This window comes from Saccharothrix sp. ALI-22-I, from assembly GCF_001984175.1.
Lineage (GTDB): Bacteria > Actinomycetota > Actinomycetes > Mycobacteriales > Pseudonocardiaceae > Actinosynnema.
In genome coordinates, this window is sequence record NZ_MTQP01000041.1 from 63,465 (window position 1) to 89,692 (window position 26,228).

24 protein-coding genes and 4 pseudogenes are annotated in these 26,228 nt (G+C 69.6%); 15 read left to right on the forward strand and 13 right to left on the reverse strand.

All coding sequences use genetic code 11. From position 1 onward, the window contains the following. Positions 1-29: 29 nt before the first annotated feature. Both ALI22I_RS05820 and ALI22I_RS55380 read right to left on the reverse strand, forming a co-directional pair. Positions 30-1,349, reverse strand: a pseudogene (locus tag ALI22I_RS05820) (xanthine dehydrogenase family protein molybdopterin-binding subunit); the annotation flags it as partial. After that, positions 1,346-2,131 carry an FAD binding domain-containing protein gene (locus ALI22I_RS55380; RefSeq protein ID WP_238598132.1) on the reverse strand — a complete coding sequence of 262 codons (786 nt, stop codon included), beginning with the start codon at positions 2,129-2,131 and terminating at the stop codon, positions 1,346-1,348. The pseudogene ALI22I_RS05820 and the gene ALI22I_RS55380, both read right to left, overlap by 4 nt. Before the next feature lie 57 nt (positions 2,132-2,188). Between ALI22I_RS55380 and ALI22I_RS53140 the strand changes: the two genes are divergently transcribed. The 3 genes from ALI22I_RS53140 (at position 2,189) to ppk2 (ending at position 4,005) form a co-directional block, all read left to right on the forward strand. Continuing rightward, on the forward strand, positions 2,189-2,488 hold the full coding sequence (locus ALI22I_RS53140; RefSeq protein ID WP_238598133.1) for an alpha/beta hydrolase family protein: 300 nt from the start codon (positions 2,189-2,191) through the stop codon (positions 2,486-2,488). A 273-nt stretch (positions 2,489-2,761) separates the two neighbouring features. Next, positions 2,762-3,031, forward strand: coding sequence for a trypsin-like serine peptidase (locus ALI22I_RS05835; protein WP_077004486.1), 270 nt, complete (start codon positions 2,762-2,764; stop codon positions 3,029-3,031). Then, positions 3,028-4,005 (forward strand): polyphosphate kinase 2, encoded by a 978-nt coding sequence (gene ppk2 / locus ALI22I_RS05840; RefSeq protein ID WP_238598134.1) that lies wholly within the window; start codon positions 3,028-3,030, stop codon positions 4,003-4,005. The genes ALI22I_RS05835 and ppk2 overlap by 4 nt, the downstream gene beginning before the upstream one ends. Before the next feature lie 44 nt (positions 4,006-4,049). On the opposite strand, the gene ALI22I_RS05845 is transcribed toward ppk2, so the two are convergent. Then, entirely contained in the window at positions 4,050-5,387 is a 1,338-nt protein-coding gene (locus ALI22I_RS05845; RefSeq protein WP_179118113.1) for a serine/threonine-protein kinase, read from the reverse strand. A 665-nt stretch (positions 5,388-6,052) separates the two neighbouring features. Between ALI22I_RS05845 and ALI22I_RS05850 the strand changes: the two genes are divergently transcribed. After that, positions 6,053-6,904 (forward strand): FG-GAP repeat domain-containing protein, encoded by an 852-nt coding sequence (locus ALI22I_RS05850; protein ID WP_143531990.1) that lies wholly within the window; start codon positions 6,053-6,055, stop codon positions 6,902-6,904. A gap of 648 nt (positions 6,905-7,552) precedes the next feature. On the opposite strand, the gene ALI22I_RS05855 is transcribed toward ALI22I_RS05850, so the two are convergent. Next, on the reverse strand, positions 7,553-8,155 hold the full coding sequence (locus ALI22I_RS05855) for an O-methyltransferase (RefSeq protein ID WP_077004489.1): 603 nt from the start codon (positions 8,153-8,155) through the stop codon (positions 7,553-7,555). A gap of 97 nt (positions 8,156-8,252) precedes the next feature. Between ALI22I_RS05855 and ALI22I_RS05860 the strand changes: the two are divergent. From ALI22I_RS05860 to ALI22I_RS05870, 3 genes and pseudogenes are all read left to right on the forward strand, one after another. Then, positions 8,253-8,552 (forward strand): annotated as a pseudogene (locus ALI22I_RS05860) (PQQ-dependent sugar dehydrogenase); the annotation flags it as partial. Between the two features lie 271 nt (positions 8,553-8,823). Then, the gene (locus tag ALI22I_RS54475) at positions 8,824-9,291 is read left to right on the forward strand and encodes a calcium-binding protein (RefSeq protein WP_143531992.1); all 468 of its coding nucleotides are present in this window, start codon (positions 8,824-8,826) and stop codon (positions 9,289-9,291) included. A 369-nt stretch (positions 9,292-9,660) separates the two neighbouring features. After that, positions 9,661-10,425, forward strand: a complete 765-nt coding sequence (locus tag ALI22I_RS05870) for an AfsR/SARP family transcriptional regulator (RefSeq protein ID WP_077004491.1) — start codon at positions 9,661-9,663, stop codon at positions 10,423-10,425. 125 nt (positions 10,426-10,550) lie between these two features. On the opposite strand, the gene ALI22I_RS05875 is transcribed toward ALI22I_RS05870, so the two are convergent. The 3 genes from ALI22I_RS05875 to ALI22I_RS05885 all read right to left on the reverse strand — a co-directional run bounded on the left by ALI22I_RS05875 (position 10,551) and on the right by ALI22I_RS05885 (position 13,179). Continuing rightward, entirely contained in the window at positions 10,551-11,297 is a 747-nt protein-coding gene (locus tag ALI22I_RS05875) for a GAF and ANTAR domain-containing protein (protein ID WP_077004492.1), read from the reverse strand. A gap of 49 nt (positions 11,298-11,346) precedes the next feature. Next, positions 11,347-12,075, reverse strand: a complete 729-nt coding sequence (locus ALI22I_RS05880; RefSeq protein WP_077004493.1) for a GAF and ANTAR domain-containing protein — start codon at positions 12,073-12,075, stop codon at positions 11,347-11,349. Positions 12,076-12,570: 495 nt separating this feature from the next. Continuing rightward, the gene (locus ALI22I_RS05885) at positions 12,571-13,179 is read right to left on the reverse strand and encodes a DUF5994 family protein (RefSeq protein WP_077004494.1); all 609 of its coding nucleotides are present in this window, start codon (positions 13,177-13,179) and stop codon (positions 12,571-12,573) included. 307 nt (positions 13,180-13,486) lie between these two features. Between ALI22I_RS05885 and ALI22I_RS05890 the strand changes: the two genes are divergently transcribed. Beyond that, positions 13,487-14,008, forward strand: a complete 522-nt coding sequence (locus ALI22I_RS05890) for an STAS domain-containing protein (RefSeq protein WP_083751461.1) — start codon at positions 13,487-13,489, stop codon at positions 14,006-14,008. On the opposite strand, the gene ALI22I_RS55025 is transcribed toward ALI22I_RS05890, so the two are convergent. Then, on the reverse strand, positions 13,957-14,367 hold the full coding sequence (locus tag ALI22I_RS55025) for an RGCVC family protein (RefSeq protein ID WP_338013465.1): 411 nt from the start codon (positions 14,365-14,367) through the stop codon (positions 13,957-13,959). The genes ALI22I_RS05890 and ALI22I_RS55025 overlap by 52 nt on opposite strands. 684 nt (positions 14,368-15,051) lie before the next feature. Here ALI22I_RS55025 and ALI22I_RS05900 point away from each other — a divergent pair. Continuing rightward, positions 15,052-15,936: a helix-turn-helix transcriptional regulator gene (locus ALI22I_RS05900; RefSeq protein WP_077004497.1), complete on the forward strand. Its 885-nt coding sequence runs from the start codon at positions 15,052-15,054 to the stop codon at positions 15,934-15,936. A 112-nt stretch (positions 15,937-16,048) separates the two neighbouring features. Here ALI22I_RS05900 and ALI22I_RS50455 read toward each other — a convergent pair whose 3' ends face one another. The 3 genes and pseudogenes from ALI22I_RS50455 to ALI22I_RS54480 form a co-directional block, all read right to left on the reverse strand. Further along, entirely contained in the window at positions 16,049-16,231 is a 183-nt protein-coding gene (locus ALI22I_RS50455; protein ID WP_077004498.1) for a hypothetical protein, read from the reverse strand. Between the two features lie 74 nt (positions 16,232-16,305). After that, positions 16,306-16,446 (reverse strand): annotated as a pseudogene (locus ALI22I_RS55385) (SDR family oxidoreductase); the annotation flags it as partial. Beyond that, a complete protein-coding gene (locus ALI22I_RS54480; RefSeq protein WP_077004499.1) occupies positions 16,416-16,685 on the reverse strand; it encodes an SDR family NAD(P)-dependent oxidoreductase in 270 nt (89 codons plus the stop codon). The pseudogene ALI22I_RS55385 and the gene ALI22I_RS54480, both read right to left, overlap by 31 nt. 246 nt (positions 16,686-16,931) lie before the next feature. On the opposite strand from ALI22I_RS54480, the gene ALI22I_RS05920 reads away from it, so the two are divergent. The 3 genes and pseudogenes from ALI22I_RS05920 (at position 16,932) to ALI22I_RS05930 (ending at position 19,611) form a co-directional block, all read left to right on the forward strand. Continuing rightward, on the forward strand, positions 16,932-18,323 hold the full coding sequence (locus ALI22I_RS05920; RefSeq protein ID WP_077004500.1) for an MFS transporter: 1,392 nt from the start codon (positions 16,932-16,934) through the stop codon (positions 18,321-18,323). Positions 18,324-18,346: 23 nt separating this feature from the next. After that, positions 18,347-18,619: pseudogene (locus ALI22I_RS55390) on the forward strand (alpha/beta hydrolase); the annotation flags it as partial. A 50-nt stretch (positions 18,620-18,669) separates the two neighbouring features. Next, a complete protein-coding gene (locus ALI22I_RS05930; RefSeq protein ID WP_202970727.1) occupies positions 18,670-19,611 on the forward strand; it encodes an LLM class flavin-dependent oxidoreductase in 942 nt (313 codons plus the stop codon). A 497-nt stretch (positions 19,612-20,108) separates the two neighbouring features. Here ALI22I_RS05930 and ALI22I_RS05940 read toward each other — a convergent pair whose 3' ends face one another. Beyond that, entirely contained in the window at positions 20,109-21,149 is a 1,041-nt protein-coding gene (locus ALI22I_RS05940) for a fatty acid desaturase family protein (protein WP_077004503.1), read from the reverse strand. Positions 21,150-21,849: 700 nt separating this feature from the next. Between ALI22I_RS05940 and ALI22I_RS55395 the strand changes: the two genes are divergently transcribed. Both ALI22I_RS55395 and ALI22I_RS55400 read left to right on the forward strand, forming a co-directional pair. Beyond that, positions 21,850-22,197: an STAS domain-containing protein gene (locus ALI22I_RS55395; protein WP_443216898.1), complete on the forward strand. Its 348-nt coding sequence runs from the start codon at positions 21,850-21,852 to the stop codon at positions 22,195-22,197. Between the two features lie 386 nt (positions 22,198-22,583). After that, positions 22,584-22,871 carry a hypothetical protein gene (locus ALI22I_RS55400; protein ID WP_077004504.1) on the forward strand — a complete coding sequence of 96 codons (288 nt, stop codon included), beginning with the start codon at positions 22,584-22,586 and terminating at the stop codon, positions 22,869-22,871. Here ALI22I_RS55400 and ALI22I_RS05950 read toward each other — a convergent pair. Next, positions 22,868-24,034, reverse strand: coding sequence for a TerC family protein (locus tag ALI22I_RS05950; RefSeq protein ID WP_077004521.1), 1,167 nt, complete (start codon positions 24,032-24,034; stop codon positions 22,868-22,870). The two genes, ALI22I_RS55400 and ALI22I_RS05950, sit on opposite strands and share 4 nt — an antisense overlap. A 754-nt stretch (positions 24,035-24,788) precedes the next feature. On the opposite strand from ALI22I_RS05950, the gene ALI22I_RS05955 reads away from it, so the two are divergent. Continuing rightward, positions 24,789-26,132: a hemolysin family protein gene (locus ALI22I_RS05955; protein WP_077004522.1), complete on the forward strand. Its 1,344-nt coding sequence runs from the start codon at positions 24,789-24,791 to the stop codon at positions 26,130-26,132. Positions 26,133-26,228 lie beyond the last annotated feature (96 nt).

A 26,228-nucleotide genomic window follows, 5' to 3' on the forward strand; every position in this document is an offset into this window, starting at 1 on the left:
ACCGCGGTCGGCTCGGGGCAGCAGTGGGGTAGCAGGGCGGCGCCGATGCCGCCGACCATGCCGCCGATGGCCTGGCTGTCGGCGAGTTTGGGGTTGACGATCTTGCCGGCGTCGTAGACGCCGAGCATGCGGCGGAGGCGGACGATGCCGAGGCGAGCGTCGACGGCGATCTCGGCGAACACGGCGCCGCAGGCGGACATGGAGAACCGGTCGTGCACCGCGCCGGTGTAGGTGCCGATCGCTTCGAGGTGGGGGCGTTGGTTGCGGGTCAGCAGCTGTTGGTAGGTCTCGCCGCGGTGGGGTCGTTCTTCAGGTGCATCCGTCAGGCCGAGGGCGTCGGCGGCGACCTGGGGCATGGAGGTGTAGGTGCCGGGGCCCATGTCGCTGGTCGCGGATTGCACCAGGGCGGTGCCGTCGGCGTTGAGCCGGACATGTGCTTGGGCGGGAAACCCGCCGGTGTCGTAGACGGCGGCGGCCATGCCGGTGCCGATCAGCCAGTCGCCGTCCCGGGTGACGCCCGGTTTGGGGTTGCGCCGGTGCCAGCCGAACTCCCGGGCACCCACCTGGTAGCACTCGCGCAGCCGGCGGGTGGAGAACGGCAACCCGGTCGACGGGTCCTTGCCGGGTTCGTTGCGCAGGCGTAGCTCGATCGGGTCGACGCCCAGTTCGTGGGCGAGCTCGTCCATCGCGCACTCGATGACCTGGGTGCCGGTGGCGAAGCCGGGACCACGCATCCAGATCGGGGTGTTCACATCCAGCGGCACCGTCGAATACGCCTGCCGCACGTGAGGCATGCTGTAGAGCATCTGCCCCGGCACCAGCACGGCCTCGGTGAACGTCTCGTAGCTGGAGGTCTCCGCCCGGACGTCGTGGACCATCGCGGTCAGCTGGCCGCGCCGGTCGCCGGCCACCTTCAACGCGTAGGTGTAGGCGGGCCGGAAACCGGTGCCGAAGTACATTTGCCGCCGGGACAGCACGAGCTTCACCGGCAGACCGGTCACCCTGGCGGCGAGCGCCGCGATCGTGGTGTGCGGCCACGCGCGCAGCCCGCTGCCGAACCCACCACCCACGAACGGCGAGATGACCCGCACCGACTGCTGCGGAATGCCGAACACCGCGGCGAGTTCGGTCTGGGTGCCACCGACCACCCACTGGGTCTTGTCCCACACCGTGAGGTTGTCACCATCCCAGCGGGCGACGGTGCTGTCCACCACGACCGCGTACCGGACGTTGTCGACGCCCTCCTCGGCGCCGTGGTCCGCGGCGTAGGGGGCGCGCCCGGTCACCTTGAGCCGTCCGTCCACACGGGACTGCGGGGTGCCGACGGCGGTCTGGGGTTGCAGGGTCATCGGATACCTCCCACCACACGCAGCTGACGTTCCACGGTCCGTTTCAGCAGCTCAACCTTGAACTCGTTGTGTGTCAACGGCTGTGCGCCGTCCGCCGCCCGCGCGGCGGCCTCGGCCCACAACCGGTCCGACGGGCGCTTGCCGATCAGGTGCTGTTCCACTGTGGACAGCTTCCAGGGCACCGTGCCGACACCGCCGGCGGCGATCTTCGCCGCGCGGATCACCCCACCCTGGACGTGTAGGGCGACCGCGGCGGAGGTGAGGGCGAACTCGTAGCTCTGCCGGTCCCGCACCTTCAGATACCCCGACTTCAGCGGCCGAGGATGCGCCGGGATCTCCACCGCAGTGATCAGCTCGCCGGGCCGCAACGCCTGTTCCCGCTCCGGCGTGGTCCCCGGCTGGAGCAGGAAGTCGGCGAACGCCACCGCGACATCGGAGGGATGGGTGGCCACGCAGTGCTCTGAGCCGCCGAGGATCGAGTGGGTCCGGTTGACCCCGCCCCGCGCGGCACAACCCGAACCGGGTTGACGTTTGTTGCAGGCGGCGGACACGTCCCGGAAGTACGTGCAGCGGGTGCGCTGCATGATGTTGCCGCCGATGGTCGCCATGTTGCGCAACTGCGCCGACGCGCTCAACTCCAACGTCTCCGAGACCACCGGGTAGGCGTCACGCACCCTGCGGTCGGCGGCGGCCTCCGACATCCGCACCAGCGCGCCGATCCGCACCCCACCCCGCGGCGTGGCCGTGATCTCCCGCATCGGGAGGGCGCTGATGTCGACCACCGCGCCGGGACGTTCGACGGCACCACCGCGGCACCGGTCCGCGACTGGTCCGGGCGGGTGCTGGTCGAGCTGGAACGCGCCGACCTCGGCAAGCTCACCGCCACCGGCTGGACACCGCCGGAACGGTTCCGCGTCAAGGCGGCCGACGGGGTGACGGACGTCTACGGGGTGCTGTACCGGCCGCGGGGGTTCGACCCCGCCCGGCGCTACCCGGTGGTGGACAACGTCTACCCCGGCCCGCAGGTCACCAGGGTCGCCCCGTGCTTCGACCCCGGCGGGATGGGCCTCGACGCGGAACCCCTCGCCGCACTGGGCTTCGTCGTGGTGGCACTGGACGCGGTATCCGCGGGCGCTTGAGCACGCGACGGACCGTTGACGCGGCCACCCAGTGGCCGAGCTTGAGCAGTTCGCCCTGGATCCGGCGGTAGCCCCAGCGGTGTTCTCCCGGGACATCCATTCGATCAACGCCACGGTGGTGTCGTCGACCGGTGGACGCCCGGTCCGGTTCGGGTAGATCGACTTCCTCGCGATCACGCGGGCGCCATCGCAGCACCCGGCAGGCAAGCTCAAGAAGCTGTCCCTGCGCGACGACCTGAACGGCGGGGCTACTGCTCCGTCTGCGCGGTCAGGGTGAACGGCAGCTCGTCGCAGTCCGACATCGCTTACCGGTGCGACACCGAGGGCGGCTCGTCGGGCTCGCCGGTGCTGTCCCGGCGCACGCACAAGGTGATCGGGCTGCACCACCACGGTGGCTGTCCGAATCAGGGCGTCCGGATCGACCTCGTCGCGGTGCGGATCGGCTCGCTGCTGTCGTCCGGTCCGGCGGTGCGGGCCGCTCTTCGGCGCGCCCGCACTGTCGGAGTTTGTCCAGTTAGCGGCCCGGGTACGCCGATCCGGTGAACAACGCGCTCGACATCTCCGACCTGTTCCCCGGACTGCGCGTGGAAGACCTCGTGGTGGACTACGACGACGGGGACGACCCCGTGCTGAGGTACGCGGACGGCACGCCGATCGACACCTGGCGGGAGAACTACCCGTACTCGACGCGGCTGACGCGCGAGGAATACGAGCTGTCCAAGCGGCTGCTGCAGATCGAGCTGCTGAAGCTGCAGTACTGGATCAAGGACACCGGCGGGCGGATGGTCGTCGTGTTCGAGGGACGTGACGCGGCGGGCAAGGGCGGCACGATCAAGAGGTTCACCGAGCACCTCAACCCGCGTGGGGCGCGGGTGGTGGCGTTGAGCAAGCCGACCGACCGGGAGCAGGGCGAGTGGTACTTCCAGCGGTACGTCGACCATCTGCCGACCGCTGGTGAGATCGTCATGTTCGACCGGTCCTGGTACAACCGCGCCGGTGTCGAGCGCGTCATGGGCTACTGCACCGATGAGCAGTACGAGCGCTTTATGCGGCAGGCCCCGACGTTCGAGAAAATGCTGGTGGACGACGGGATCACGCTGGTCAAGCTGTGGTTCTCGGTGTCGCGCGCGGAGCAGCGGACGCGGTTCTTGATCCGGCAGGTCGACCCGGTGCGGCAGTGGAAGCTGAGCCCGAACGACGTCGAGTCGCTGGACCGGTGGGACGCCTACACCGAGGCGAAGGTGGCGATGTTCCGCGCGACCGACACGGAGGCCGCGCCGTGGACCGTGGTGAAGAGCAACGACAAGAAGCGGGCCAGGCTCGAGGCCATGCGCAGCGTGCTGGCGCGCATGGACTATGACGACAAGGACCTTGAGGTGGTCGGCGAACCGGACCCGCGGGTCGTCGGCCCGGCTGCCACGCTCCTGGAGGAGGGGGAGGACGAGGCGTCGCTCAGCCCGACCCCCATCGCGCCCGTCCACGACCTCGACCCCGGCCCCGGCGCCCACCCTGAGTAGGAGAGCGCCTCCCGAGGTCTTCAGCCCTCGGCCCCTGGCGCCGCTCAGCTGCCGTCTTCGGTCGGCTGACTGCCGTCTTCGGTCGGCTGAGCCGTGGGCTCGGCGGGCTCCGCACTGGGCTCCGACATCTCAACCGTCGTCGTCGGCGGGTTCGACGTCTGCTGTTGCGTGGTGGTGGGAGCGGACTCCGTGGCGGTGGGGCTGCCGTCCGGTTCGGTCACGGGTGCAGCCGGGTCACCGGCCACCGGGTCGACTGCGGGCGCTACCGCTGATGTCGTGACCTGTGGCGTGGTGGTCACCGCCGTCGTGTCCGAGGCCTGCGGAGTGCCCATGTACTGGGGCTTGACCGGGTCCTGGTCCTGCGGCGCGTCCGACGAGGCCGGCTGTTCCGGGGCCGTCTGCTGCGTCGTGGACACGGGTGGCGCGGAGGTCGCCGGCGGTCGGCCCGACGTGGCGGCCAGCGTGATCGCGAACGCGCCGACCAGCGCACCCGCCGAGGCGACGAGCGTCTTCCACGTCGGGCGCGCGCCGCGGGGCAGTTCCTCGGTGGCCCCGTCCTCGCGGGGCTCCGGCGTGCCGTCGTGCGGAAGGGCGCCCTGCAAGACCTGCGCGCAATCGTGCGCGGTGGGGCGGTCGTCCGGCGCGGAGGCGGTCATCCGCGCCAGCAGCTCCCGGACGTCGGCGGGCAGGTCCTCGGGCACGACGGGCGGGCGGTGCAGCCGGGCGACCGCCGCCTCCACGTCACCGCCCTGGTACTCGCGCCGCCCGGTCAGGCACTCCAGCAGGACCAGGCCCAGGGCGTAGACGTCGGCCGCGCGGTCGATGTCCTGGCCGAGCACCTGTTCCGGGGCGAGGTAGGCGGCGGTGCCCACCAGCTCGTGGGTGCGGGTCAGCCGGGTGGCGCCGGTCAGGTGGGCAAGGCCGAAGTCGGCGAGGTAGGCGTTGTCCTCGTGGTCGAGCAGGATGTTCGACGGCTTCACGTCGCGGTGCACCAGATCGTGGGCGTGCACGTAGGCCAGCGCGTCGGCCAGCCCGGCGCCGAGCCGGCGCACCTGCTCCAGCGGCAGCGGGCCGTGGTCCATCAGCGCCCGCAGCGTGCGGCCCTCGATCAACCGCAGCACGACATACGGGGTGGCCGCGCCCGTGTCGGCGTCGTAGACCGAGACCAGCCCGGGGTGGGAGAGCCCGGCCAGCAGACGGACCTCGTTGTCGAACCGCTGCGCCGCCGCGGGGTCGAAGCCGGGCTGGAACAACTTGATCGCGACGTGTCGTCTCAACACGGAGTCCCACGCGCGGCGGACCTCGGCCATGCCGCCGATCCCGATCGGCTCGAAGAGCTGGTAACGGTCGGCCAGCACGTTTTCGCTTACCGAGGGTGACACCGTCATACCTCCGGTCGCGTGACGAGGACACTGTCGAATGCCCGGACACGGCTTGCGCCAAACAGGTGAGCACGTCTCACGTCGCGATCAGGCGGCCAGTCAGCAGTCGCAGAGGCTCTTGGGGTGCACGTTCTCGCAGTACCAGGAGATCGCCGTCAGCCTCGTGGTCAGCCCCACAACCGTGGACCATCACCTGCGCAAGGTCTTCCGGAAGCTGCGGATCACCTTGTGCCGCCAGCTCTGGCCCCCCGTCGCCGCGCGAGACCGAGGTGCTAAGGGCGTGGTTCGCCCTCCTCCTCGACGGCCTGATCACGCTACCCGAGCTCAACGAGGCGTGGCTGTAAGGCGTTTGCCGGATACCACGGCAACGTTGCCCCACTTAGCCTTCCGATGCCCGGCGATCAACGGCCGAGGCGATGCGGGTACGTGCTGCCGAGGGGCGGCACGACCGACGCACAAAGGGGAGAAGAGTGCGGAAAACCAGATCAGGGACCAGAATTTTGCTCAGGGGGGTGGTCGCGGCTCTGGTCACCGCGACCGCACTGGCGGTTCCCGCACCGGCTCAGGCCGACGTCACGACCGCCTCGACGATCGGCGGCAACATCACCCGCACCGAGGTGCTGGCCCGTGCCACCGACTGGTACAACCGCCGCAACAACTCGGACATGACCTACAGCCAAGCTGCCAAGGCGTGGGATGTCGGCCGCACGCGCCAGTACCGACGCGACTGCTCCGGCTATGTCGGCATGGCGTGGCATCTCGGGTCCGACCCGAACACCGACGGACTCGACGACCCGGGCCTGACCGTGTCGATCGCCCGGTCCGACCTGCGGCCCGGCGACCTGCTCAATGACCGTGTCGACGACGACGGCGGACGCTACCCGTACCACGCGATCCTCTTCGGCGGCTGGGAGAACAGCGCCAAGACCCGCTTCTGGTACTACAGCTTCGGCTCCACACCGCTGGACAAGGTGACCGGGGCGTCGTTCAGCCAGTCCACGCTCTCCGGACACCCGACCTCTCACTACCGCGCCCTGCGCTACCGCAACATCGTGGAGGACATCGACATCGACCTCGAACGAGTGTCCGACTTCAGCGGTGACGGACATTCCGACGTGCTGGGCGTGGCAGCGGACGGCAAGCTCCTCTACTACCCGAACAACGACCTCGCCTTGTCTCCGCCGCGGGAGCTCGGGCATGGTTGGGGTGGTTTCAGCCATGTGATGGCGGCCGATTTCAGCGGTGATGGTGCTGCGGATGTTCTCGGGGTGACTGCGGACGGCAAGCTTCTCTATTACCCGAACAACGACTACGCCTTGTCTCCGCCGCGGGAGCTCGGGCATGGTTGGGGTGGTTTCAGCCACGTGATGGCCAGCGACTTCAGCGGTGACGGGCATGCCGACGTGCTGGGCGTGGCGGCGGACGGCAAGCTCCTCTACTACCCGAACAACAACCTCGCCCTCTCCTCACCGAGAGAGATCGGGCATGGCTGGGGAAGCTTCAGCCACGTCATGTAACGACTGACCACTGTGGACGGCGCATCGACGCCCGTCGGCTTCGCGCGATGCGCCGTCCACAGTCGGCGACCGGTAGGGTCCGGGCTGCGGATCGAGTGGCTGCCCGCGGACCGGTGAGTCGGACCGGATGTCGTTGCTCGTACTCGTCGAGATCCGGTGACCATGGCGACCGGTTCGTCAGGCGTGGCGTCACGACTGCTGTACCTGATCTTCGTCCGGCACGGTGGTCGGCTCGTTCCGCTCGGCCGGTCCTGAGGCGGAGGACGTGGTGTTGCTGCTCAGGCGCACGGCGTGACCGACGCGGCAACTTCCCTGCCCCTGGTTCCCGCGGTGAGGCCGAGATCATTCGAGGAATGGCCGGCTTTCCCGCCGGCTCAGACCGTTACCGCCAAGCTGCGTGCACTCGACCTCGCCCACGGCGGCGGCTCCTGTCGTACCGACTTCCGGCAGCCCACGGCCCCGATTCCGGGAATCCCCACCTCACGCGGCATCCGATAGGAGACCTTGTGATCGCGTGTCGGGCAGGCGGAGGTCCCGGCTTCGTGGTCCACCAACTCCAGCGCGCCGCCGACGGTGATGTCGGCAGGCGTACCGCCCTTGGCAGCGATGATCCCAGCGCTGCGCCGCGGCGTGAGGCTTGCGTCAACGTCAGCCCAGGAAGGTGGCGACAATCGTCGCTGCGGTCGGGGTGACCCTGACCTCGGCGGCGCGCAGCCTTGGATGGCTCAGCCAGTACATCCGGGCGGTGTCCGGCTGTCCGTCGTGGACAGGCGGCCAACTCGTCATCGGGGTGAAGTCGTCCAGGACCACAAGGCCTCCGGGTCGCAGCCATTCGGCCGGGTCCAGTGGCCGCTCATCGCCCTTGCCCTGACCGCCGCCGTCGAGGACCAACAGGTCGAAAGGAGCGGTGTCGGCCAGCTCCGACCAGTCACCGGTACGCACCTGGACCCGCGACTCGTCGGCGAACACCCCGGCGGCGGTCTCCGCTCGTGCCCGGTCACGTTCCACACTGACCAGCCGGGCGTCCGGGTGCGCGCCGGATGCCAACCAGGCCAGACCCACGCCGCAGCCCGTCCCGGTCTCGCCGATCACCCCTGCGCCGACGCCGCCCGCGAGCACCCGCAGCAACCGGCCCTGCTCGGGCAGGCAGGAGTACGCGAAGCCGATCGAGCGAGCGGCCCCGACCGCCTTGGCCACCAACGGCGGCAGATCGACGCAGTGATCGTAGGCGGCGGTCCCCGAGTCCGTCACAAAACCAAATCGTGCCCTACCACCCGACGCGGCCGGGTTCGGGGCCAAGGCGGCGGTCGATCGTGGCGGCGGACAGGTGGACCAGTCGGTGACGGACCTCGTCGGCGCCACCGGCGACGGCCAGAACGGCAGCTGGGCCCAGGACCGCACCAGCCTCGCCGGCAAAGTCCTGCGCATCAACCGCGACGGCACGATCCCAGGCGACAACCCGTTCGGCAACGCCGTGTGGAGCTACGGCCACCGCAACCCCCAAGGCCTGGCCTTCGACTCCCAAGGGCGGCTGTGGGAGCAGGAGTTCGGCAACAGCGTCATGGACGAGACCAACCTGATCGTCCGAGGCGGCAACGGTGGCGTCGGCGGATCCGGCGGCCTCGTCGGCCCCAACGGCGTAGCCGGTGTCAACAACGGCGGCGTCTGCTCCTGCTGATCGACAGCGGTGATGGGGAACCACCTGGGGCTCGCCTCACGCGACGCCGCGAAAGCACCTTGCACCAAGGGGTGACAACGTTTCTTCTGCACGCGCCCCTGGGTGCCTTCGTGCCGGACGGTGCCCCCCAGACCCGGTTGCACTGTGGTCCTGTCGACGTCCACGTGGCGTCACGCGCCGGTAACGCCTCGCGGAACACGATGTGGTCATCCGAATTCCCGGAGACGAAACGGAGGACAAAGTGCGAAATCGACAGCTTTACCCGATCCTGGCCGTAGGCATCATGGTCATGGGCGGTTTCGTCGGTGCAGGTAGCGCCTCGGCGGCGGTCCCGTGCACCATCGGCCCCAACGTGACGCAGACGGACACCGCCGTGTTCGGGTCCGGAGGGAACGACACGATCGACTGCACCAGCGCCGAACCCGGCAAGACCATCTACGGCGAGGGTGGCAACGACACCATCACCGGCACGGCCTACGCTGACACGATCACCGGCGGCACCGGCAACGACACGCTCACCGGTCAGGCGGGCGACGACACCCTCAACGGTGGTTTCGGCACGGACACGCTGAACGGTTCCGCAGGCAACGATACGCTCAGGGGCCCCGGTACCGATCTCGCCCAGGACACCCTCAACGGTGGCGACAACACCGACTCGTGCGGACCCGTCGGCGTGCCCCCGGACCTCCGCAGCAGCTGCGAGTCGTAGCCCCCGGCACTGCCGAGATACCGCGGTCGACACGAAGACCGAACGACGACCCGGCCCTGGAAGGGGAACCGGGTCGTTCCGCGTGTCGGGCGCCGTCCGGGTTTCGGAGTGAACTTGAATGGGTGGTTCGAGTGGCGGCGCACTCGGACGCGCGCGTAGCGCATTCGAGTGGTGAGAAGGGCTTCGAGGGCTGGGCCATTCGCCATGCTCGCGCTGGTAGCCTGACCGACAGGAGGTTAGCCGACGGTTCAGTCGCAGCCGGCTCCGACTTCGGCAGCGAATACGCAGGCCCGCGCGAAACGTGCAGGATGAAGTCGAAAGGCTTTCCGTGATCATTCTTCCGAATCCCCTCGAAACGACACCGAATCCATGACCCCGCTCGCGGCGCCGAACGTGCGCTTGGTGCCTCACGTCCACCAAACGGGTTTGCGCGTCGCGCTCCTCGACGGGTTCCGGCTCACCGGGGGAGCCGACGTCATTCCCGTCTCCGGAGGAGTGGAGCGCCTGCTGGCGTTCATGGCGATGCGCCACCGGGCGGTGGGACGGCTGGTCGTGGCGAGCTCCCTGTGGGCGGACGCGACCGAGGGCCACGCCTACGCGGCCCTGAGGTCGACGTTGATCCGCATGAATCGCGCCTGCCGGGACACGCTGCTGGTCACCCCGTCCAGCCTGGAACTCGCACCCGGTGTCTCGGTCGACCTGCGCGACGCCCAGGCACTCGCCCACCGACTGCTGGAAGCCGGTCCGCACGCCGCGGTGGACCTGAGCGTGGAGGCGGTCGCCACCCTGTCGTCGGAACTGCTGCCGCTCTGGTACGACGACTGGGCCGTCTTCGAGGCCGAGGACTGGCGCCAACTCCGGCTTCACGCGCTGGAGGCAGTGGTGGACGGCCTGGTCGCGGCACGGCGTTTCGGCGATGCCACGGCGGCAGCGGGTGTGGTCGTCCGAGCCGACCCGCTGCGGGAGAGCGCTCAGACCGCCCTCATCCGCGTCCACTTGGCCGAGGGCAACCAGTCCGAGGCGGTACACGCGTTCGACCGGTTCAGCCGCCTCCTCCACGTGGACTTGGGCCTGGCGCCCACCCCGGAACTCCGAGAGCTGGTCGGGGGCCACACGGGTCCGCCCCGCGGATGACCGGCTGGGCTTGCCGCCGCCCGCCGTGCGGTGGTCAGCCCGACGGTCCTCGGCCCGCGTCCCTGCGGTCGGCTGCCGATCGTCGAGAGCAGTGTCCCCCCTCGCCGGGCAGGTCGGCGCCCGGGTCAGCGTCGAAGTGGTGTGGTCCTGGTGGGCGCGCTGAGCAGTTCCGCGGTGTTGATGTTGCCCGCGATGACCTCGTCGGCGACGCGGCTCAGCTTGAGGTTGTGCCCGCGGGCGTAGCCGCGCAGCGCGGCGAAGGCGGTGTCCATGTCGACCTGGAGGCGTTCGGCGATCAACCCCTTGGCCTGTTCGACGATCACCCGGCTGTTCAGCGCGGCTTGGAGCTGCTCGGTCAGCACCTGGTGGTGGTGGATCGAACGGTGTTGCAGCAAGCCGATGGTGGCGACGTCGACCAACGCGGTGGCGGTCCGCAACGCGGTCGCGTCCAGCTCCCCGGATTGGTTCCGGAACAGGTTGAGCGCGCCGATCACCTCGTTGCGCAGGCGCATGGGCACCGCGTCCACGGCGGCGAACCCGGCCTCGGTGGCCGCTGCGGTGAACCTCGGCCACCGTTCGCCCGCGTTGGCCAGATCCGGGTGGCTGACCCTGGCGCCGGAGGCGAACGCGTCCAGGCAAGGCCCTTCGTCGTTCTGGAGCTGGAAGAGTTCCAGCAGTCGGGCCTGCTCGTTGGACGTCGCGATCAACTGCAACCTCCCCTGCTGGTCGACCAGCAGCAGTCCCGCCGCGTCGACGGCGAGGAGTTCGACGCACCGGTCTGCGAGCATGTGCAGGAAGTCGATAACGTCGAAGTCGTCGACCAGTGTGTCGGCCAACTCGACGAACGTTTCGACGAGACGTTCACCGTCCATCGCAGCCACCTCCACTGGTGTGTTCAGAGTGCGGTCGTGCCACCCGTTGTCACGGTAGCTCCTTGTCACGGTCGAATCGCCGCCGGCGTGCCACCACGTCGGCCGCCAGGTCGCCCAGCGGCGTCTGCTCGGCGAACGACCGTGCGCGCAGGTGGGCGAACGCGTCGGCCATGCCCACGTCCAGTTGCGCCGCGACCATCCCGGTGGCCTGGTGCACCCGCGGGTTGTGCAGCGGGAGCACGTCCTCGGCGACGCGGCCCGTCGTGTTCAGGTCGGCCTGCTCGTCCAGCAGCAGCCGCAGGGCCAGTTCCGCGAACGCCAACGAGTCGGTCAGCGTCGCGGCGTCGAGGTGACCCGCCTCGACGCGGTACAGCGACAGCACCCCGACCCGGATCGCGCCGACGCACAACGGCAGCGCGAACAGCGAAGCCGCCCCGGCCTCGACGGCCAGTGGCGCGAACATCGGCCACCGGGCCTGGCTGGACGGAACGTCGAGATCGGCCACGAGCGCCGGGCCGCCGCCACGCCAGACGTCCACGGCCGGGCCTTCCCCCACCGTCACCTGCAACTCGGCCAGCCGCTCACCCAGCGTGTCCGTGGCGCACCTGACCTCCGGCCAGCCGGAGGTGTCCATGGTCAGCACGGCGCCGCTCACACCCAACCGCGCCACCGCAGTCTGGCAGAGGGTGACGACCGAGACGGGCACGTCCAGCTCTATGGCCTTCTCCGTGATCCAGCGGCTCACCTGCGTCAACCGACCGGTGGTGTACCGGGCCATCCGGAGACCTCCCAGTCACCTGGTCGCGCAGCACGACTCGCGCCTGTCCCATATCGCCGATACCGGGAATGCCTCACTGTACGCAGCCGGAATCACGAAGCCGGACCGGCACGCGCGGCCGCCGATCTGCCACCCGGACGCGCGCCCTCCGGACCTCGCGCCGCCGGACGGCCGCCCGATCCCCGGCGCGAGTGTCGCCCGGGTGGCTGTCCGAGCGGTGGCGCTCGGCGTGGACACGCGGGCGCTTGCCCTGGATGTCGGGATGCGCGTGGTCGCGCTCGCCTCGGCTCCGACCGACGACCCCGCCCCCTGGGCGTCCGCTGTGGACGTTCAGGGGGCGGGGTCAGCGATCGGTGGAACGCGACCGCCGGCGGTGGCTCACGTTGACCCGGACACGTCTGCGCCACAGCCGGCCGTGGGCCACGACGTCGGTCGGTGGAACGGGTGCGACCGCGGGCAGGGGCGCGACCGACAGGTCCGGCCGGGTGGCGGTCGTCACGACGCGGCCCTGTCTTCGGTGGGGAGCGCTTCCCGTCGTGGCCTGCGCAGCGCCGCCCCCAGGTCGAGCGTGCCGCCGTCGGATTCCCGGCGTTCGCTCGACTCGGTGCCGACCGTCCGCCATCCGGACTGGGCGGTGGTGCCGGCCCGCCCGTCGGGGACGGGGACGTTGTTCCACCTCAGGATGTCCTCGGCGGTGGCAGCCGAGTCGATGTCGGCGGCGGCGCGCAACGCGGCTCGCGCGGCGCCGCCCGGTGTGGCCGGCGGGATCACCAGCAGCCGGGTTTGGGCGCGGTCCGGTCCGATCATGGTGACTGTGTGGGGTTGTGTGGTGTGGAAGCTTTCCAAGCGCACTACCGTGTCGCGCACGGTGAGTCGGCGCTCGCTGGGATCCCAGGTATCGAGGTTGTAGGACACCCGCAGCACCGGCATTCCCAGCGCGGCCATGGCGGTGATCAACGGCGGGAACTCGGTCGCGGGGTCGGTGGACCACGGCCACCAGCCGCCGTCGACGAGGCCCTGTGCTCCGGTGTGCGGGTTCATCGTCCACCGGCATTCGCGGCCCGTGGGGGGGTCGGTGGTGGGATCGGGCTGGTTCGAGATCATCTCGGCGCTCCCGCCTCCGGCCGAACCCGGCCGGACGACTTCGTAGTGCGCCCAAGGCGGCGCCGGCTCTGACGTCGGCGCTCGATGTGCCCTCGGTACGTCCCACATTACGCAGAAAAACCGTCGACAACAATTTTCCACAGATTTTCGGTGGCTGTCGGACCGCAGAGCCGGGAGTTTTTCCGAAAATTTAACCCAGATGGGTTTGAAATGGCTCTGTACGGGCGATCTCGCCTGACTGTATGCTCAACACCTCAATTCTTCCGCCCGGACCTCGCGGACGCCACGTTCAGGTGAGAGGACCCTCATGAGTGCCCTCGTCCGAAATCCGGCTCGACCACCGTTGTCCGACGTCGTCCGCCTGTCGTCCGTCCACCCACTTGCCGGACTGCTCACCGTCGCGGTACGGCGGCTGTCGCCCTTCACCCTGGTGTGCGCGGTGTCCGGCGAGGTGGACCGGTGGACCGCCCCCCAGTTGCGCGACCGCGTCCTGGCGCAGGTCCACCTCGCCGGCCCGGACCTGGTCGTCGACCTCGGTGAGGTGCGCTTCTTCGGCGCGGCCGGTCTCAGCGTCCTGGTGGAGGTCCAAGCCGCGGCCGACGCGGCCGGGGTGGGGTTCTGCGTTGTCGCCCGCACCCGCCCGGTCCTGCTGCCGCTGACCGTCACCGGACTGGACCTCGCGTTCGACGTGTACCCGGACGTCGCCGGCGTGCCAGTGCGGGACGGGGTTCCCGATCAGGGATCCTCACGGTCCGCCGTGGAGCACGGGCGCCGGCGTCAGGCGCGACCGGCCCGGTCGCTGATGTCCCCGTTGCTCGACTTGCCGTAGGTCGCGCCGCTCGACTCGCCCGAGCACAGGCAGCCCCGGGACAGCGCTCCCGCCTCGGTCGCGGAGCAGAACCGCCGGGCGATCGGGTCGTGCGCGTTCGCCGGATGAGGGCACACGGGGCAGGACGTCCCGCCCTGTCCCGTGGTGTCGTGGGTGAGGTTATTCATCAGTACGTCGGTCGTTGGCATCGGCCTGTCCCTCTGCGTGGTCGGCTCGCATCGACTCTGGTCGGCTTCGCCGGGGACTGGGGCGACTCTGCCGAGGGTACGCCGGATATCTCGCCGTTGTCCGGGAACGAACAACCACGTCGACCCCGGAAGAGACGCCCGAACGGGTTCGTCGTTTCGTGGGATTGTCATCAGAGCACGCGAGGTCGCTCCGGACCTCGGCGGACTACCGACACGGCGGAGGCAGTTGCGTGCACGAGGCCGTGGCGCGGTTGCCGATGGCCCTCGCGCTGTTGAGTCTCCCCGTGACCGCTCGGATCGGCGACGCGCTCCGCACAGCGGTGGCGGACCTGCACAACCTGGCCGACTGGGCGTGCTCCGACACCGGCGACACCGGCCGCTGCCCGCCCTCGGCCCATGGCCCTCGTACCCGTCGCGGCGCCAGGAGGGCCGCGGTGAGGCCGGGCGGTGAGGGCACGCTGGTGATCGAACGGCGAAGAGGGGTTCACCGGAACGGTGAACCCCTCTTCCTCGCCAGGTGATGCGACCACGGGAACGTGGTCAGGAGGTGGACTCCTTGACCGGGGAAGCCGGTGTGGTGGAGCGCAGGGCGGGCTGATATTCGTTCGCGACCTGGGAATGACCTGGTTTCGATGCGCGGTAATCGACTCGGTGTTGACCTGATCGTAGGCTGGCGGTGGGTCGTCGGGAATGGGTGTACGACTGAAAAGTCTCGCCGGTTGCGCACATCGGCGGCATTTGCCCGGCGCCCGTCTCGGCGGAAACCCCGGCGGAAACAAATTGCCCCCTGGGTATCCCTGACAGGGTCAGGTTCACGCCCCCCACGCGGACCGTTTGTGCGGGACACTGACGGGTATGGACACCGAGTTGGGCGACTTCCTGCGCACCCGTCGCGCTCGGCTGCTGCCCGAAGAGGTCGGTCTGGCGTCCTACGGCAGCAGGCGTGTGCCCGGCCTGCGCCGCGAGGAGTTGGCGCAGTTGGCCGGCGTGAGCGTGACCTACTACACCCGCCTTGAGCAGGGGCAGAGCCAGAACGCCTCGGACGACGTGCTCGACGCCATCGCACGGGCGCTGCGGCTGGACGACGACGAGACCGCCCACTTGCGCGACCTGGCCAGGCCCACCCGGCGCAGGCGTCGCGCGCAGGCGCGCGCCGAGTCGGCACGTACCGGGTTGACGCAGCTCGTCGCCGCGATGGACGGCGTGGGCGCGGTGGCCATGGATCGCCGCAGCGACGTGCTCGCCTGGAACGCACTCGGGCACCAGCTCCTGGCCGGGCACTACGCGGTGGACAGCCCCCGCTCGGCGGCCGAACGGCCCAATCTGACCAGGATGCTGTTCCTGGACCCGCACACCCGTGAGCTGTACCCGAATTGGGGCGATGAGGCCAAGCGTTCGGTCGCGTCATTGCGGTTGGTCGCCGGACGTCATCCGGACGATCACCACCTGGCCGAGTTGATCGGCGAGTTGTGCATCAAGAGCAAGGAGTTCGCCGCGCTCTGGGCACGTCATCCGGTGCTCAACTGCACGTTCGGCGTGAAGTACTTCGCACACCCGCAGGTCGGCCACCTCGAATTGCAGTTCGAGGTCGTGCAACTGCCCGACGATTCCGCGCACCGCATTCTCATGTACAGCGCCGAGCCGGGCACGTCGGCCGAGGCGGCACTGCGCCTGCTCGGCCGCGGCGTGGCGACGGTGCCCATCCCCGAGATGGTGGTGCGCTCCCACCGCGACCACTGACCGACCGCGCCGACCGGTCACGCTGTGCTCGGGCCGCGCCCCGACTCCCCGGCGACCGCCCGCGACGACCCGGTGGCCTCCGGAAAACGGAGGCCACCGGGTCGTCGCGTCGTCACGCACGCTCGGCGAGTTGGCGGCGATCGAGGTGGGCGGCCAGGAGTGCCCAGTTCCCGGCGCACTCGGAGGCCAGCCCTGCCATGAGGCCGGCGCAGTGCGGGGGCAGGGTGTCCGCCAGCCGCTGCCAGTCCTCGACCGCGGCGTGGGCGTCCAGCAGCCGCAGGAACTGCCTGCCCATCTCGGGGAGCAGTCCGACTTGGCGGCCGCGTAGTCCACCAACGGGTAATCCGGGAACCGCGCCGCCTCGCCGGCCACGTGCACGATCGCACCGCCGGTCCGCAGCAACGCGGGTAGCGCGGCCCGGCTGAACCGGACCACGGAGTGCAGGTTCAGGTCGAACGACGACAGCCAGTCCTCGTCGGTCACCGCCAGGAAGCCGGTCCTCGGCTCCACCCCGCCCGCGTTGTTGACCAGGCCGTCCGCCTGCCGTGGCGGTGCAGCACCTCGTCGACGACCAGGCCGGCCGCCCCGAGGTCGGTGACGTCGGCGGCGATGTCGGTCGTGTGCTGCGGCTTGCGGGCCACGCCCACCGCCGTCGCACCTTCGTCTTCAAGTACCCGGACGACGGCCGCGCCAATCCCGACCGAGGCCCCTGTGACGATGAATACCTTTCCAGAAAGGTGCAGATCCATTTTTCGGATCCTCCGATTCGGTGCTGACGGTATTCATCGTTACCGAGTGCCGGCCGTTTGCCTGTCCCTGTCAGGGCTACGCAATCCAGTGGTCGGCTCGCCAGGGTGCTGGTTGACCTCCGGGCGCCCGGACATTGTGGGGACACGCAGTTCATTCACGCGAAAGGGTCCGCGATGACAATGGCGGAGAACGTCGACAGTGCCACGACGGCAGCGGCCGTGCCAACGCTCGAACCCACGCCTCGGATGACGCCGCGCCAGCGACTGATTCTGATCCTGCTGCTGACCGCGAGTTTCACGCTGGCGGTGGATTTCTCCATCCTCAACGTGGCGCTGCCGGTGATCGGCGCCGAGGTCGGGTTCTCACTGGAGAACCTGCAGTGGATCGCCACGTCGTTCGCGTTGTGCGCGGCGGGCTTCACCCTGCTGTTCGGCCGGGTGGCGGATCTGTTCGGCAGGCGCAGGCTGTTCCTGGCCGGCATGGCGCTGCTCGGGGTGGCGTCCCTGGTCGGTGGCCTGGCCCGGGACCTGGCGCTGCTGCTGATCGCCCGGGTCGCGCAGGGCCTGGCCACCGCGGCGATCACGCCCGCCGCGTTGTCGCTGCTCACCACGTCGTTCCCGGAAGGCGGTCTGCGGGCCCGCGCGCTCGGCCTCAACGGCGCGCTGATGGCGGCCGGGTTCACCACCGGCGCGATCCTCGGCGGCCTGCTGACCGACCTGTTGAGCTGGCGGTGGGCGTTCCTGATCAACGTGCCGGTCGCGGTGGCCGTGCTCGTGATCGCGCCGATGGTGATCGCGGAGAGCCGTCCCGAGCGTCGGGTCCGGTTGGACCTGCCGGGCGCGGTGACCGTGACGCTCGGCCTGCTCGCCATCGTGTTCGGGCTGAGCAGCGCGGGTGAGAACTCCTGGTCCAGCCCGCTCACGCTGGGCTCGCTGGCGTTGGGTGCCGTGTTGCTCGCGGTGTTCTGGCAGGTGGAGAAGAGGGTCGCCGATCCCCTGGTGCCGGTGTGGATCCTGCGTCGCGGCAACGTGGCCTGGGGCAACTTCGCGGGCCTGCTGGCGTTCATCACCGAGACGTCGCTGGTGTTCCTGCTGACCCTGTACCTGCAGAAGGTGCTCGGGTTCACGCCGTTGGCGGCCGGCCTGTCGTTCGCCGTGCTCGGCATCGGCACCGTGATCGGCGGCGTCACCGCGCCCAAGCTCATCGGCAGGCTCGGCCCGAAGCGGGCCATCGTGACCGGCTTCGCCGTCCAGGCCGCGGCGACGTTGCCGCTGGTGCTGCTCGGCCCGTCGTCGGCCTGGATGCCGCTGCTGCTGATCGCCACCTTCGCAGGCGGCGTGGCCAACCTGATCGCGATCGTCGGCTTCATGGTGACCGCGACGTCCGGCCTGCCCGACGCGGAACAGGGACTGGCCACCGGCCTGGCCACGATGAGCCAGCAGATCGGCATCACCATGGGCATCCCGATCATGAGCGCCATCGCCGCGGCACAGGTCCACGCCCTCGGCGGGGAGACACCGTCCACCGTGCTGACCGGCGTCACGACCGCGATCTGGGTCAACGCCGGGCTGTGCGTCGTCGCCGGTGTCCTGGTCGCGCTGTTCCTGAAGTCCCGGTCGGCCGAGCGGGTGTCGTGACGGCCGACGCGACACGCGTCGAGGTGACCTGGGTCGACACCACCGCCGCCGGTCGTCCGGTCCGACTGTTCCGACCCGCCACGGCCGCCGGCGGCACGCTGGTCTGGGCGCACGGCGGAAGCTGGATCGGCGGCTCGGCGGCTCGGCGGCTCGGTGGCGGGGTGGCGGGGTGGCACCAGCCCTGCGCCGAGTTGGCCGGGCTCAGCGGCTGGACCGTGGTCAGCGTCGAGTGCCGGCTGGCACCCGTCCACCCGCACCCGGCGGCGCTGCTGGACGTGGCGGCCGTGGTCGGCTGGGCGAGTGGGCGGGGCGGTCCGGTCGCCGGCGGCGGTGACAGTTGTCGGTCTTGGACCAGTCACCGGTGCCGGACGGCGGCACGGAGGCGGAGGCGCTGCGGGCGTCTCTCGCGCTGGCCCGGGCGGCGGAGGAGTTGGGGTTCGCCCGGTATTGGGTGGCCGAGCACCACGGCTCTGCGGCGTTCGCGGGCGCCGCACCGGAGGTCATGGTCGGCGCTGTCCTGGCGGTCACCACGTCGATGCGCGTGGGCAGCGGGGGAGTGTTGCTGCCGCGGTACCCGTCGGTGAAGGTCGCCGAGGTGTTCCGGATCCTGTCGGCCCTGCACCCTGGTCGGGTCGACCTGGGCGTCGGCCGTGCGGGCGGCCCGGCCGCCGATTTCCCGCGGAAGCTGGTGGAGCTGCTGGCCCGGCTCGGTCCGGAGCCGCCGGTGTGGCTGCTCGGCGCGAGCACCGGCTCTGCGGAGTTGGCGGCGCGATTGGGCACGGCGTACTGCTTCGCCCACTTCCTGAACTCGGACCCCGGTGAGGCGGCGATGAGCCGCTACCACGCAGGTGGATCGGTGCGCGGCGACGTCGCCTCCCCTTCAAGCGGCGGCGACGCCGTGCCCGAGCCGCGCGGCGCGGTGGCGGTCCGGGTGATGGTCGCCGACACAGCCGGTGAGGCCGACGCGTTGGCCGAGGCGTTCCTGCTCTGGCGCAGCCGGCGCGACCTTGGCCACGACGAAACCCTGCCCGGGTCCGACCGGGTCCGACGGCACCGGTGGACCCCGGCGGAACTCGACCGGGCCGCGGTCAACCGCCGCACCCTGGTCCACGGCACCGCCGAGCAGGCCCGCACCGCCCTGATCGGACTCGCGGACGCGCACGGGGTGTGTGAGCTGGTGGTCAACACCCTGACCCACGACCCGGCTGACCGGCTCCGGTCCTACCGGCTGCTCGCCGAAGCCATGGCGGACACCATGGCCGCACCTGACACCATGGCCCACCTCTGACACCGTTCGGACGCGTGGGTGGCGAGTGCTCATCCCGGGCACTCGCCATCGGCGTCACGCGGGGTTCGGTTCGTGATCTCTGGGCTCCCATCGCCTGGCCGGTGACCGGTCAGGGCGAGCATCTGGTCCATGGGGTCAGCTCGACCGCCAGGGCCACGATCGCGACCAGATCCGGTTGTGGGCGAAGCCGTGCAGGGTGTGCCGCTCGAAGAGCCATCGTCGCTGGTAGAGCGACGGCGCCAGTGGGTTGAGAGCATGTCCAGGTGATCGTGTCCCTGCCGTACAAGGTGACCCGGAAGTTGCTCTCTGTCTCGTCACTCCTGCTCCGCGGTGAGTCGGCCAAGGACGCGGAGCTTCTCGTGCTGCGGCACGAGAACGCGGTACTTCGAACAGCAGAGCAGCCTCGTGTTCACCCAGGCGGTGCGGGACGCGGACACGGCGACCCGAACCGAGGATCCCGGCCTGGAGGCAGTCGGGGAGCGCAAGCCGTGGAGGGCCTAGCTGACCTCCGGCGATGTCGCGCGCAGAGGCGCGCCGACCGCGTGAAGGTGGTGCAGGACGTGGCCGTAGGAGGCCGGCCAGCCGCACTGGGCGTAGTCGATCCCGCGCTGCTCGCAGAACTCGCGCACGACGATCTGCGCCCGGCGGAGGCTGGGCCTGGGCATGCTCGGGAACAGGTGGTGCTCGATCTGGTAGTTCAGGCCGCCGAGCACGAAGTCGACGGCGTGTCCGCCGCGCACATTGCGCGAGGTGAGCACCTGCTTGCGCAGGAAGTCCAGCTCGTGGCCGGCGGACAACGTGGGCATGCCCTTGTGGCCGGGGGCGAAGGAACACCCCATGTAGAGACCCCACAACGCGTGGTGCACCAGGACGAACACGATCCCGGTCAGCGGCGAGAGAACGAGGAACACCGCCGTCAGGTAAGCGGCGAAGTGGCCGATCAGCAAACCCGCTTCCAACGTCCGTGACTTGACCTCGCCCTTGCCCACCGCCCGGACGCTGGACACGTGCAGGTCCAGGCCTTCCAGCAACAACAGCGGGAAGAACAGGAACGCCTGGTACTTCGCCATCCACCGCAAGAAGCCACGCTTGGCCGAACCCTGTCGAGCGGTGAAGGCGAGCACCGCGATGTCGATGTCGGGGTCTTCGTCCTCGTGGTTCGGGTTGGCGTGGTGGCGGGTGTGCTTGCCGATCCACCACCCGTAGCTCAGGCCGGTCAGACCTGCGTGCAGGTGGCCGACCGCGTCGTTGGCGCGACGGGTGCGGAAGATCTGCTTGTGCCCGGCATCGTGGCCGATGAACGAGAGCTGGGTGAACATGACGGCGAAGAACGCGGCCATGAACAGCTGCCACCACGTGTCGCCGATCAGGACGAACGCGACCCAGCCCCCGGCGAACGCCAGCAGGTTGAGCACGATCTTCGCGGCGTAGTAACCGGTTCGGCGCTCCAACAGCCCGGCGTGGTTGATGATTCGGGACAGTTCGGCAAAGTCACTGCCCCGCTTCGACGGCACCGCTTGGATTTCGAAGGTCGACATCGGAGACTCCATGATCGCACCGGACAGCGCGCCGGGGTCTCGGGCGGCATGGCACCGCAGTGGGTCCGCGATGTCCCCTTCAGGGTCCCACCCGGTAGACGGGTCGGCAACCGATCAAACCCGCAATCCTGGAGCAAGGCGGTGTCTGCGGCCTTCAGCGTCACCTTCTCCGCGTTGCCCGCCGAGGCCGGCGCTCATCAGCAGGTAGGTGACGTTGCGACCGCCGTGATCCGGCACGGCATCGGCCGGTCGGCTCATCCTGAAATCGGGAACCGCCTGTCGGGATGAGCAGATGTCACGATCAGGCCACCCATCCCCGTGCCCGGCAGGCTCGTCGAGGTGATCTGGCGTCACCGGGCCCTGGTGATCCGAGGTGATCGCGACAGCACGTCGGCTCGTGGCAGCGGCGACCGGTACGGCTCCACGCCGGCGACCCCCCCACGACGCTCTGATCTGGGGCGGCAGGCTTGCGGGTGCCGCCTTGTGCGCGCATCCCGTAGGCCGCTACTCTGCGTATATTACTTCTCCCGCCCGCCTGGCCCCCGCGGACGCCACGGTCTGGTGAGGAGAACCTCCGTGACAATCGTCCTCCCATTTCGGACATCCGTCCTTCCGCTACCCCCCGACCACACACCGATCGCTCCCCGAATCGGCCCCCAAGTTCCTCACTGTCACCTCCCAACTGGCCCAACCGGGCACGATCGTGCTCACGGCGCGCGGCGAGGTGGACATGGCGAGCGCCCCCTACTTGAGGGACCGTCTCCAGGGCGAGATCCACCACGCCGGCCCGGATCTGATCGCGAACCTCAACGACGTGAGCTTCTTCGGCGCAGCAGGTCTCGACGTCCTGGCGGACGTCCGGGAGGCAGCGAGCCTCGCGGAGAGCGGATTCTGCGTGGTCGCACGCACTCGCAAGATCCTGATGCCGTTGCGGGTCACCGGGGTTGGACTTGGTGCTCGACGTCTACCCCGACCTCGACCACATCCCCATGCGGCCCTGGTTCCCGATCGGACGTCGGTAGCGCACCTCCGAGAACGACCATCGTAGACAGGCAGGCCCTGCTGTCACCCCGCGCCGTGATGGGGCCTGGTCCAGTCGGGTCTCCTCATCCGAAACCGGTCGAGGCCGACCTCCGATCGGTCGTGGAACCGGATTCCGGGGATTGACAGGTGCGGCCACGCTGTAGAGCAGGTCGTCCTCGATGGGCTGGTGGCCCTCGTCGAGCAGGGCGGCGCAGGTGGAGGCGGGGAAAGCAGCCGAGGCCGAGGTGGGCGGAAGCCGCGTGGAACGACTTCCGCATCCTCAAGGCCGACCTGACCGGTGGCAACGCGGTCGCCGGCGGCCGGCTCGTGCCCTACGCAGTCTTCATCACGCCCGAACTTGCGTGCGTCGGATGACCAAGGCCCAGGCGCGCGTAAGGACGCAGGGTGGAAGTGGTCAAGGTCCCCATGGTTGCTGTCCCGGAGGCCGGGACACTCCATGACGAGGTCGGGACTTGGAAGGCAGTTGTCGACGCTGACACCGGCCAGATCCTCGGCGCGGCACTGCTGGGGTGCAACGCCGGCGGGGTCATCTCCGCCCTGCATATGGCAATGCTCGGCGGGCTGTGCTGCCAGCAGTTCCGCGGAGCCGTCCTCACCCACTCCCACCGTGGGTGGAGGACTCAACCTGCGACCACCCTCTCGGCCGCGCCGTTCGGGGGTGCGCGACGCCCGAGCTAGGCTCGGGCGTGGGCCTCGTGGGCCCGCTTGAGCAGGCCCATCAGCTTCTCCTCTTCCCGGATTCGGGCCAGGTACTTCTCCGGGAGCTGCTTGAGCGTTGCTTCCTCGGCGAGCAGCGCGGTGAAGACCTCCGCACGTCGCGCGGGGTCCGTCTCGATGTCGACGTACTCGATGGCGTGACGCCGGGCGGAGACGATCACGTTCTGTGCTCTGCCCCAGGCGCTGGTCATGGACGCGACGACGGTGACGAGGAGGACACCGATGATCACGCTCAGGGATAGTCCGGTGCTGATCTCCACCACGTCGACCGGCTGCCCGTTGTTGATGAACGGCACGTTGTTCTCGTGCAGCGCGTGCAGGATGAGCTTCACGCCGATGAACCCCAGGATCACGGCCAGCCCGTAGGCCAGGTAGACGAGCCGGTTCAGCAGCCGGTCGATGAGGAAGTACAACTGACGCAGTCCCAGCAGCGAGAACGCCGTGGCGGTGAACACGAGGTAGACGTTCTGCGTCAACCCGAAGATGGCAGGGATGGAGTCCAGCGCGAACAGGATGTCCGTGCCGCCGATGGCGACCATGACCAGCAGCATCGGCGTCATGGCCCGCCGGCCGTCCTCGACGGTGAACAGCTTGTCACCGTCGTAGGTGTCGGTGGTGTGGAAGAGCTTTCTGGCGAGCCGGATCACGATGTTGTCCGCCGAGTGGCTGTCCTCGCCTTCCGGCTTGAGGAGGTTGCCGGCGGTGACCAGCAGGATCACGCCGAAGAGGTAGAAGACCCAGGCGAACAGGTTGATGAGGGCGGCGCCCAGCAGGATGAACCCGGTGCGGGCGATCAGGGAGAAGACGATCCCGAACAGCAGTACCTTCTGCTGGTCGGCGCGGGGGACCTTGAAGCTGGACATGATGATGAGGAAGACGAACAGGTTGTCGACCGACAGCGCCTTCTCCGTCACGTATCCGGCGAAGTACTCCGCCCCCATCGTCGAGTCGCCGAGGACGAATACGCCGACGCCGAAGAGGATCGCTATTCCCACGTAGAGGGCCGACCACAGGCCCGCCTCGCGCAGGGTCGGCACATGTGCCTTGCGCACGTGCGCGATGAAGTCGAACAGCAGAAGACCGACGATCCCGGCGATCGTGAGCCACCAGACGACCTGAGACACGTCCACTCGCTGTCCGCCTTCTCCGTGACAAGGCTGTTATCCCAGCGCACCACAGCGCGCTGGCGCGCGCAAACGCTCCGGACCGGGTGTGGAGCGTTCTGAAGCGGGTGGCGAGATCGGTCCGGCGCCCTGGGATCCGGCGTGGCTGTGCTCGGGCTCGCCTGGCGGCTGACGCACCCGCGATTGGCGGGGTGGGTGGTGGTGACACGAGGGAGGACCTGATGACCGACTCCGGATTGTCCGCCACATCCGCCACCATCCCGGTGGCGGAACCGAGAAAGACGTTCCGCAACCCAATGCGCGCCAATGGCGCCGACCCCGGAGCGGCGCGGCGAGCCCGCGACGGGTGGTAGACCCGCGAGTAACCGTGGCACCCGCCACCGGGGGTGACGCCATTCGTCGCCCATGAGGTCGGCCGGCGGTGATGGGCCGCCGGCCCGCCGCGCTCGTGGGGCAGCGGGGCGTCCACGTGCGACCGGAACAGGTTCGGCTCCGGCTCGTTCGTCACCGTCCCGTCGATCTCCGGGCGCCCACTGTCGGTTCGACTGCGCTTTCGGTGTCCGCCTGGCCTGTCCCGAGTAGACCCGCGTACGCAACGTGTCGACGGGTGCGGCTTCGTACCCCGCACCCGTCGGCTTCCTCCGCGCCGGCAGGTCGCACCGGGCCACGGTTGACGTGCGCGCCGCCGCTTCGAACGGTGGACGAGGCACTCGCGCAGTAGCGTTTCGCCTACTCGGTGGGGTTCGGAGTGGGTGTGGACGGTTACGGTTTCACCATTGCGTTGGTGGCGGTGTTGGTGTTGTTCAACGCGGTGTTCGCGGGTAGTGAGATGGCGTTGATCTCGCTGCGTGAGGGTCAGTTGCGGGCGTTGGAGCGCGACGGCCGCGCCGGTGCCCGCACGCTGGTCAAGTTGGCTCGTGATCCGAACCGGTTCCTGGCGATGATCCAGATCGGGATCACGCTGGCGGGGTTCCTGGCGTCGGCGACGGCGGCGGTGTCGTTGGCCGAGCCGCTGGTGCCGCTGCTGGAGTTCCTCGACGGGGCCGCCGAGGCGGTGGCGATCGCCCTGGTGACCGTGGTGTTGACGTTCCTGACGCTGGTGTTCGGGGAGTTGGCGCCCAAGCGGCTGGCCATGCAGAACGCGCTGCGGTGGGCGCTGCTGGTCGCGCGTCCGTTGGATGTGCTGTCGGCGGTGTCCCGTCCGGCGGTGTGGGCGTTGAGCGCGTCGACGAGCCTGGTGGTGCGGTTGTTCGGCGGGAAGCCGGACACCGACTCCGGGCAGATGTCGCCGGAGGAGCTGCGGGAGCTGGTGTCGGCGCAGCGTGGCCTGAACGTCGAGCAGCGGATGATCATCACAGGTGCGTTGGAGATCCACGAACGCCGGCTACGCGAGGTGCTGGTGCCACGACGGGCGGTGGTGACGCTGGCGGCGGAGGAGGACGTGGCGGCGGCGCGGGCGGAGCTGGCGGCGTCGGGGCATTCGCGGGCGCCGGTGGCGCGCGGTGGGCATCTGGACGACGTGGTGGGTGTGGTGCACCTGCGTGACCTGTTGCACGACCGGGGCACTGTGGGGAAGGTGGCGCGGCCTGCGGTGGTGTTCCCGGACACGGTGCGGGTCTCGGACGCGTTGCGCCGGTTCAAGGCCGAGCGGGAGCAGATGGCGCTGGTGGTGGACGAGCACGGCGCGGTCGCGGGCATGGTCACGCTGGAGGACCTGCTGGAGGAGATCGTCGGTGAGATCTACGACGAGACCGACCGCGACGTGATGGCGGTCCGGGCCGCCGAGGACGGTTCGCTGGTGCTGCCCGGCACCTTCCCCATGCACGACCTGGTCGACCTGGGGGTGGAATTGCCCGATGCGCCCGACCGCGACTACGCCACCATCGCGGGCCTGGTCCTGGTGCTGCTGGGGCACATCCCGGAAGCGCCGGGCGATCGGGTCACGGTGTCGGGGTGGACGATCGAGGTGCTGGCCGTGGAGCACCACGCCATCACCCGGGTGCGGTTGCGCCGCGGCTCGGGGAAGGGGCAGATCGGGCGGGATCCGGAGGGCGACGGTGATCAGGGAGTGGACGCGGGTGGCGACCGCGGCCAGTAGCCCGTGCACCTCCGGTGACGCCGCCTCGGCCGCGGCCTGGAGGGTGCGCAGGTCCTCGTCGATGCGGTCCAGGATCGCGCCGACGTCGGCGTGCTG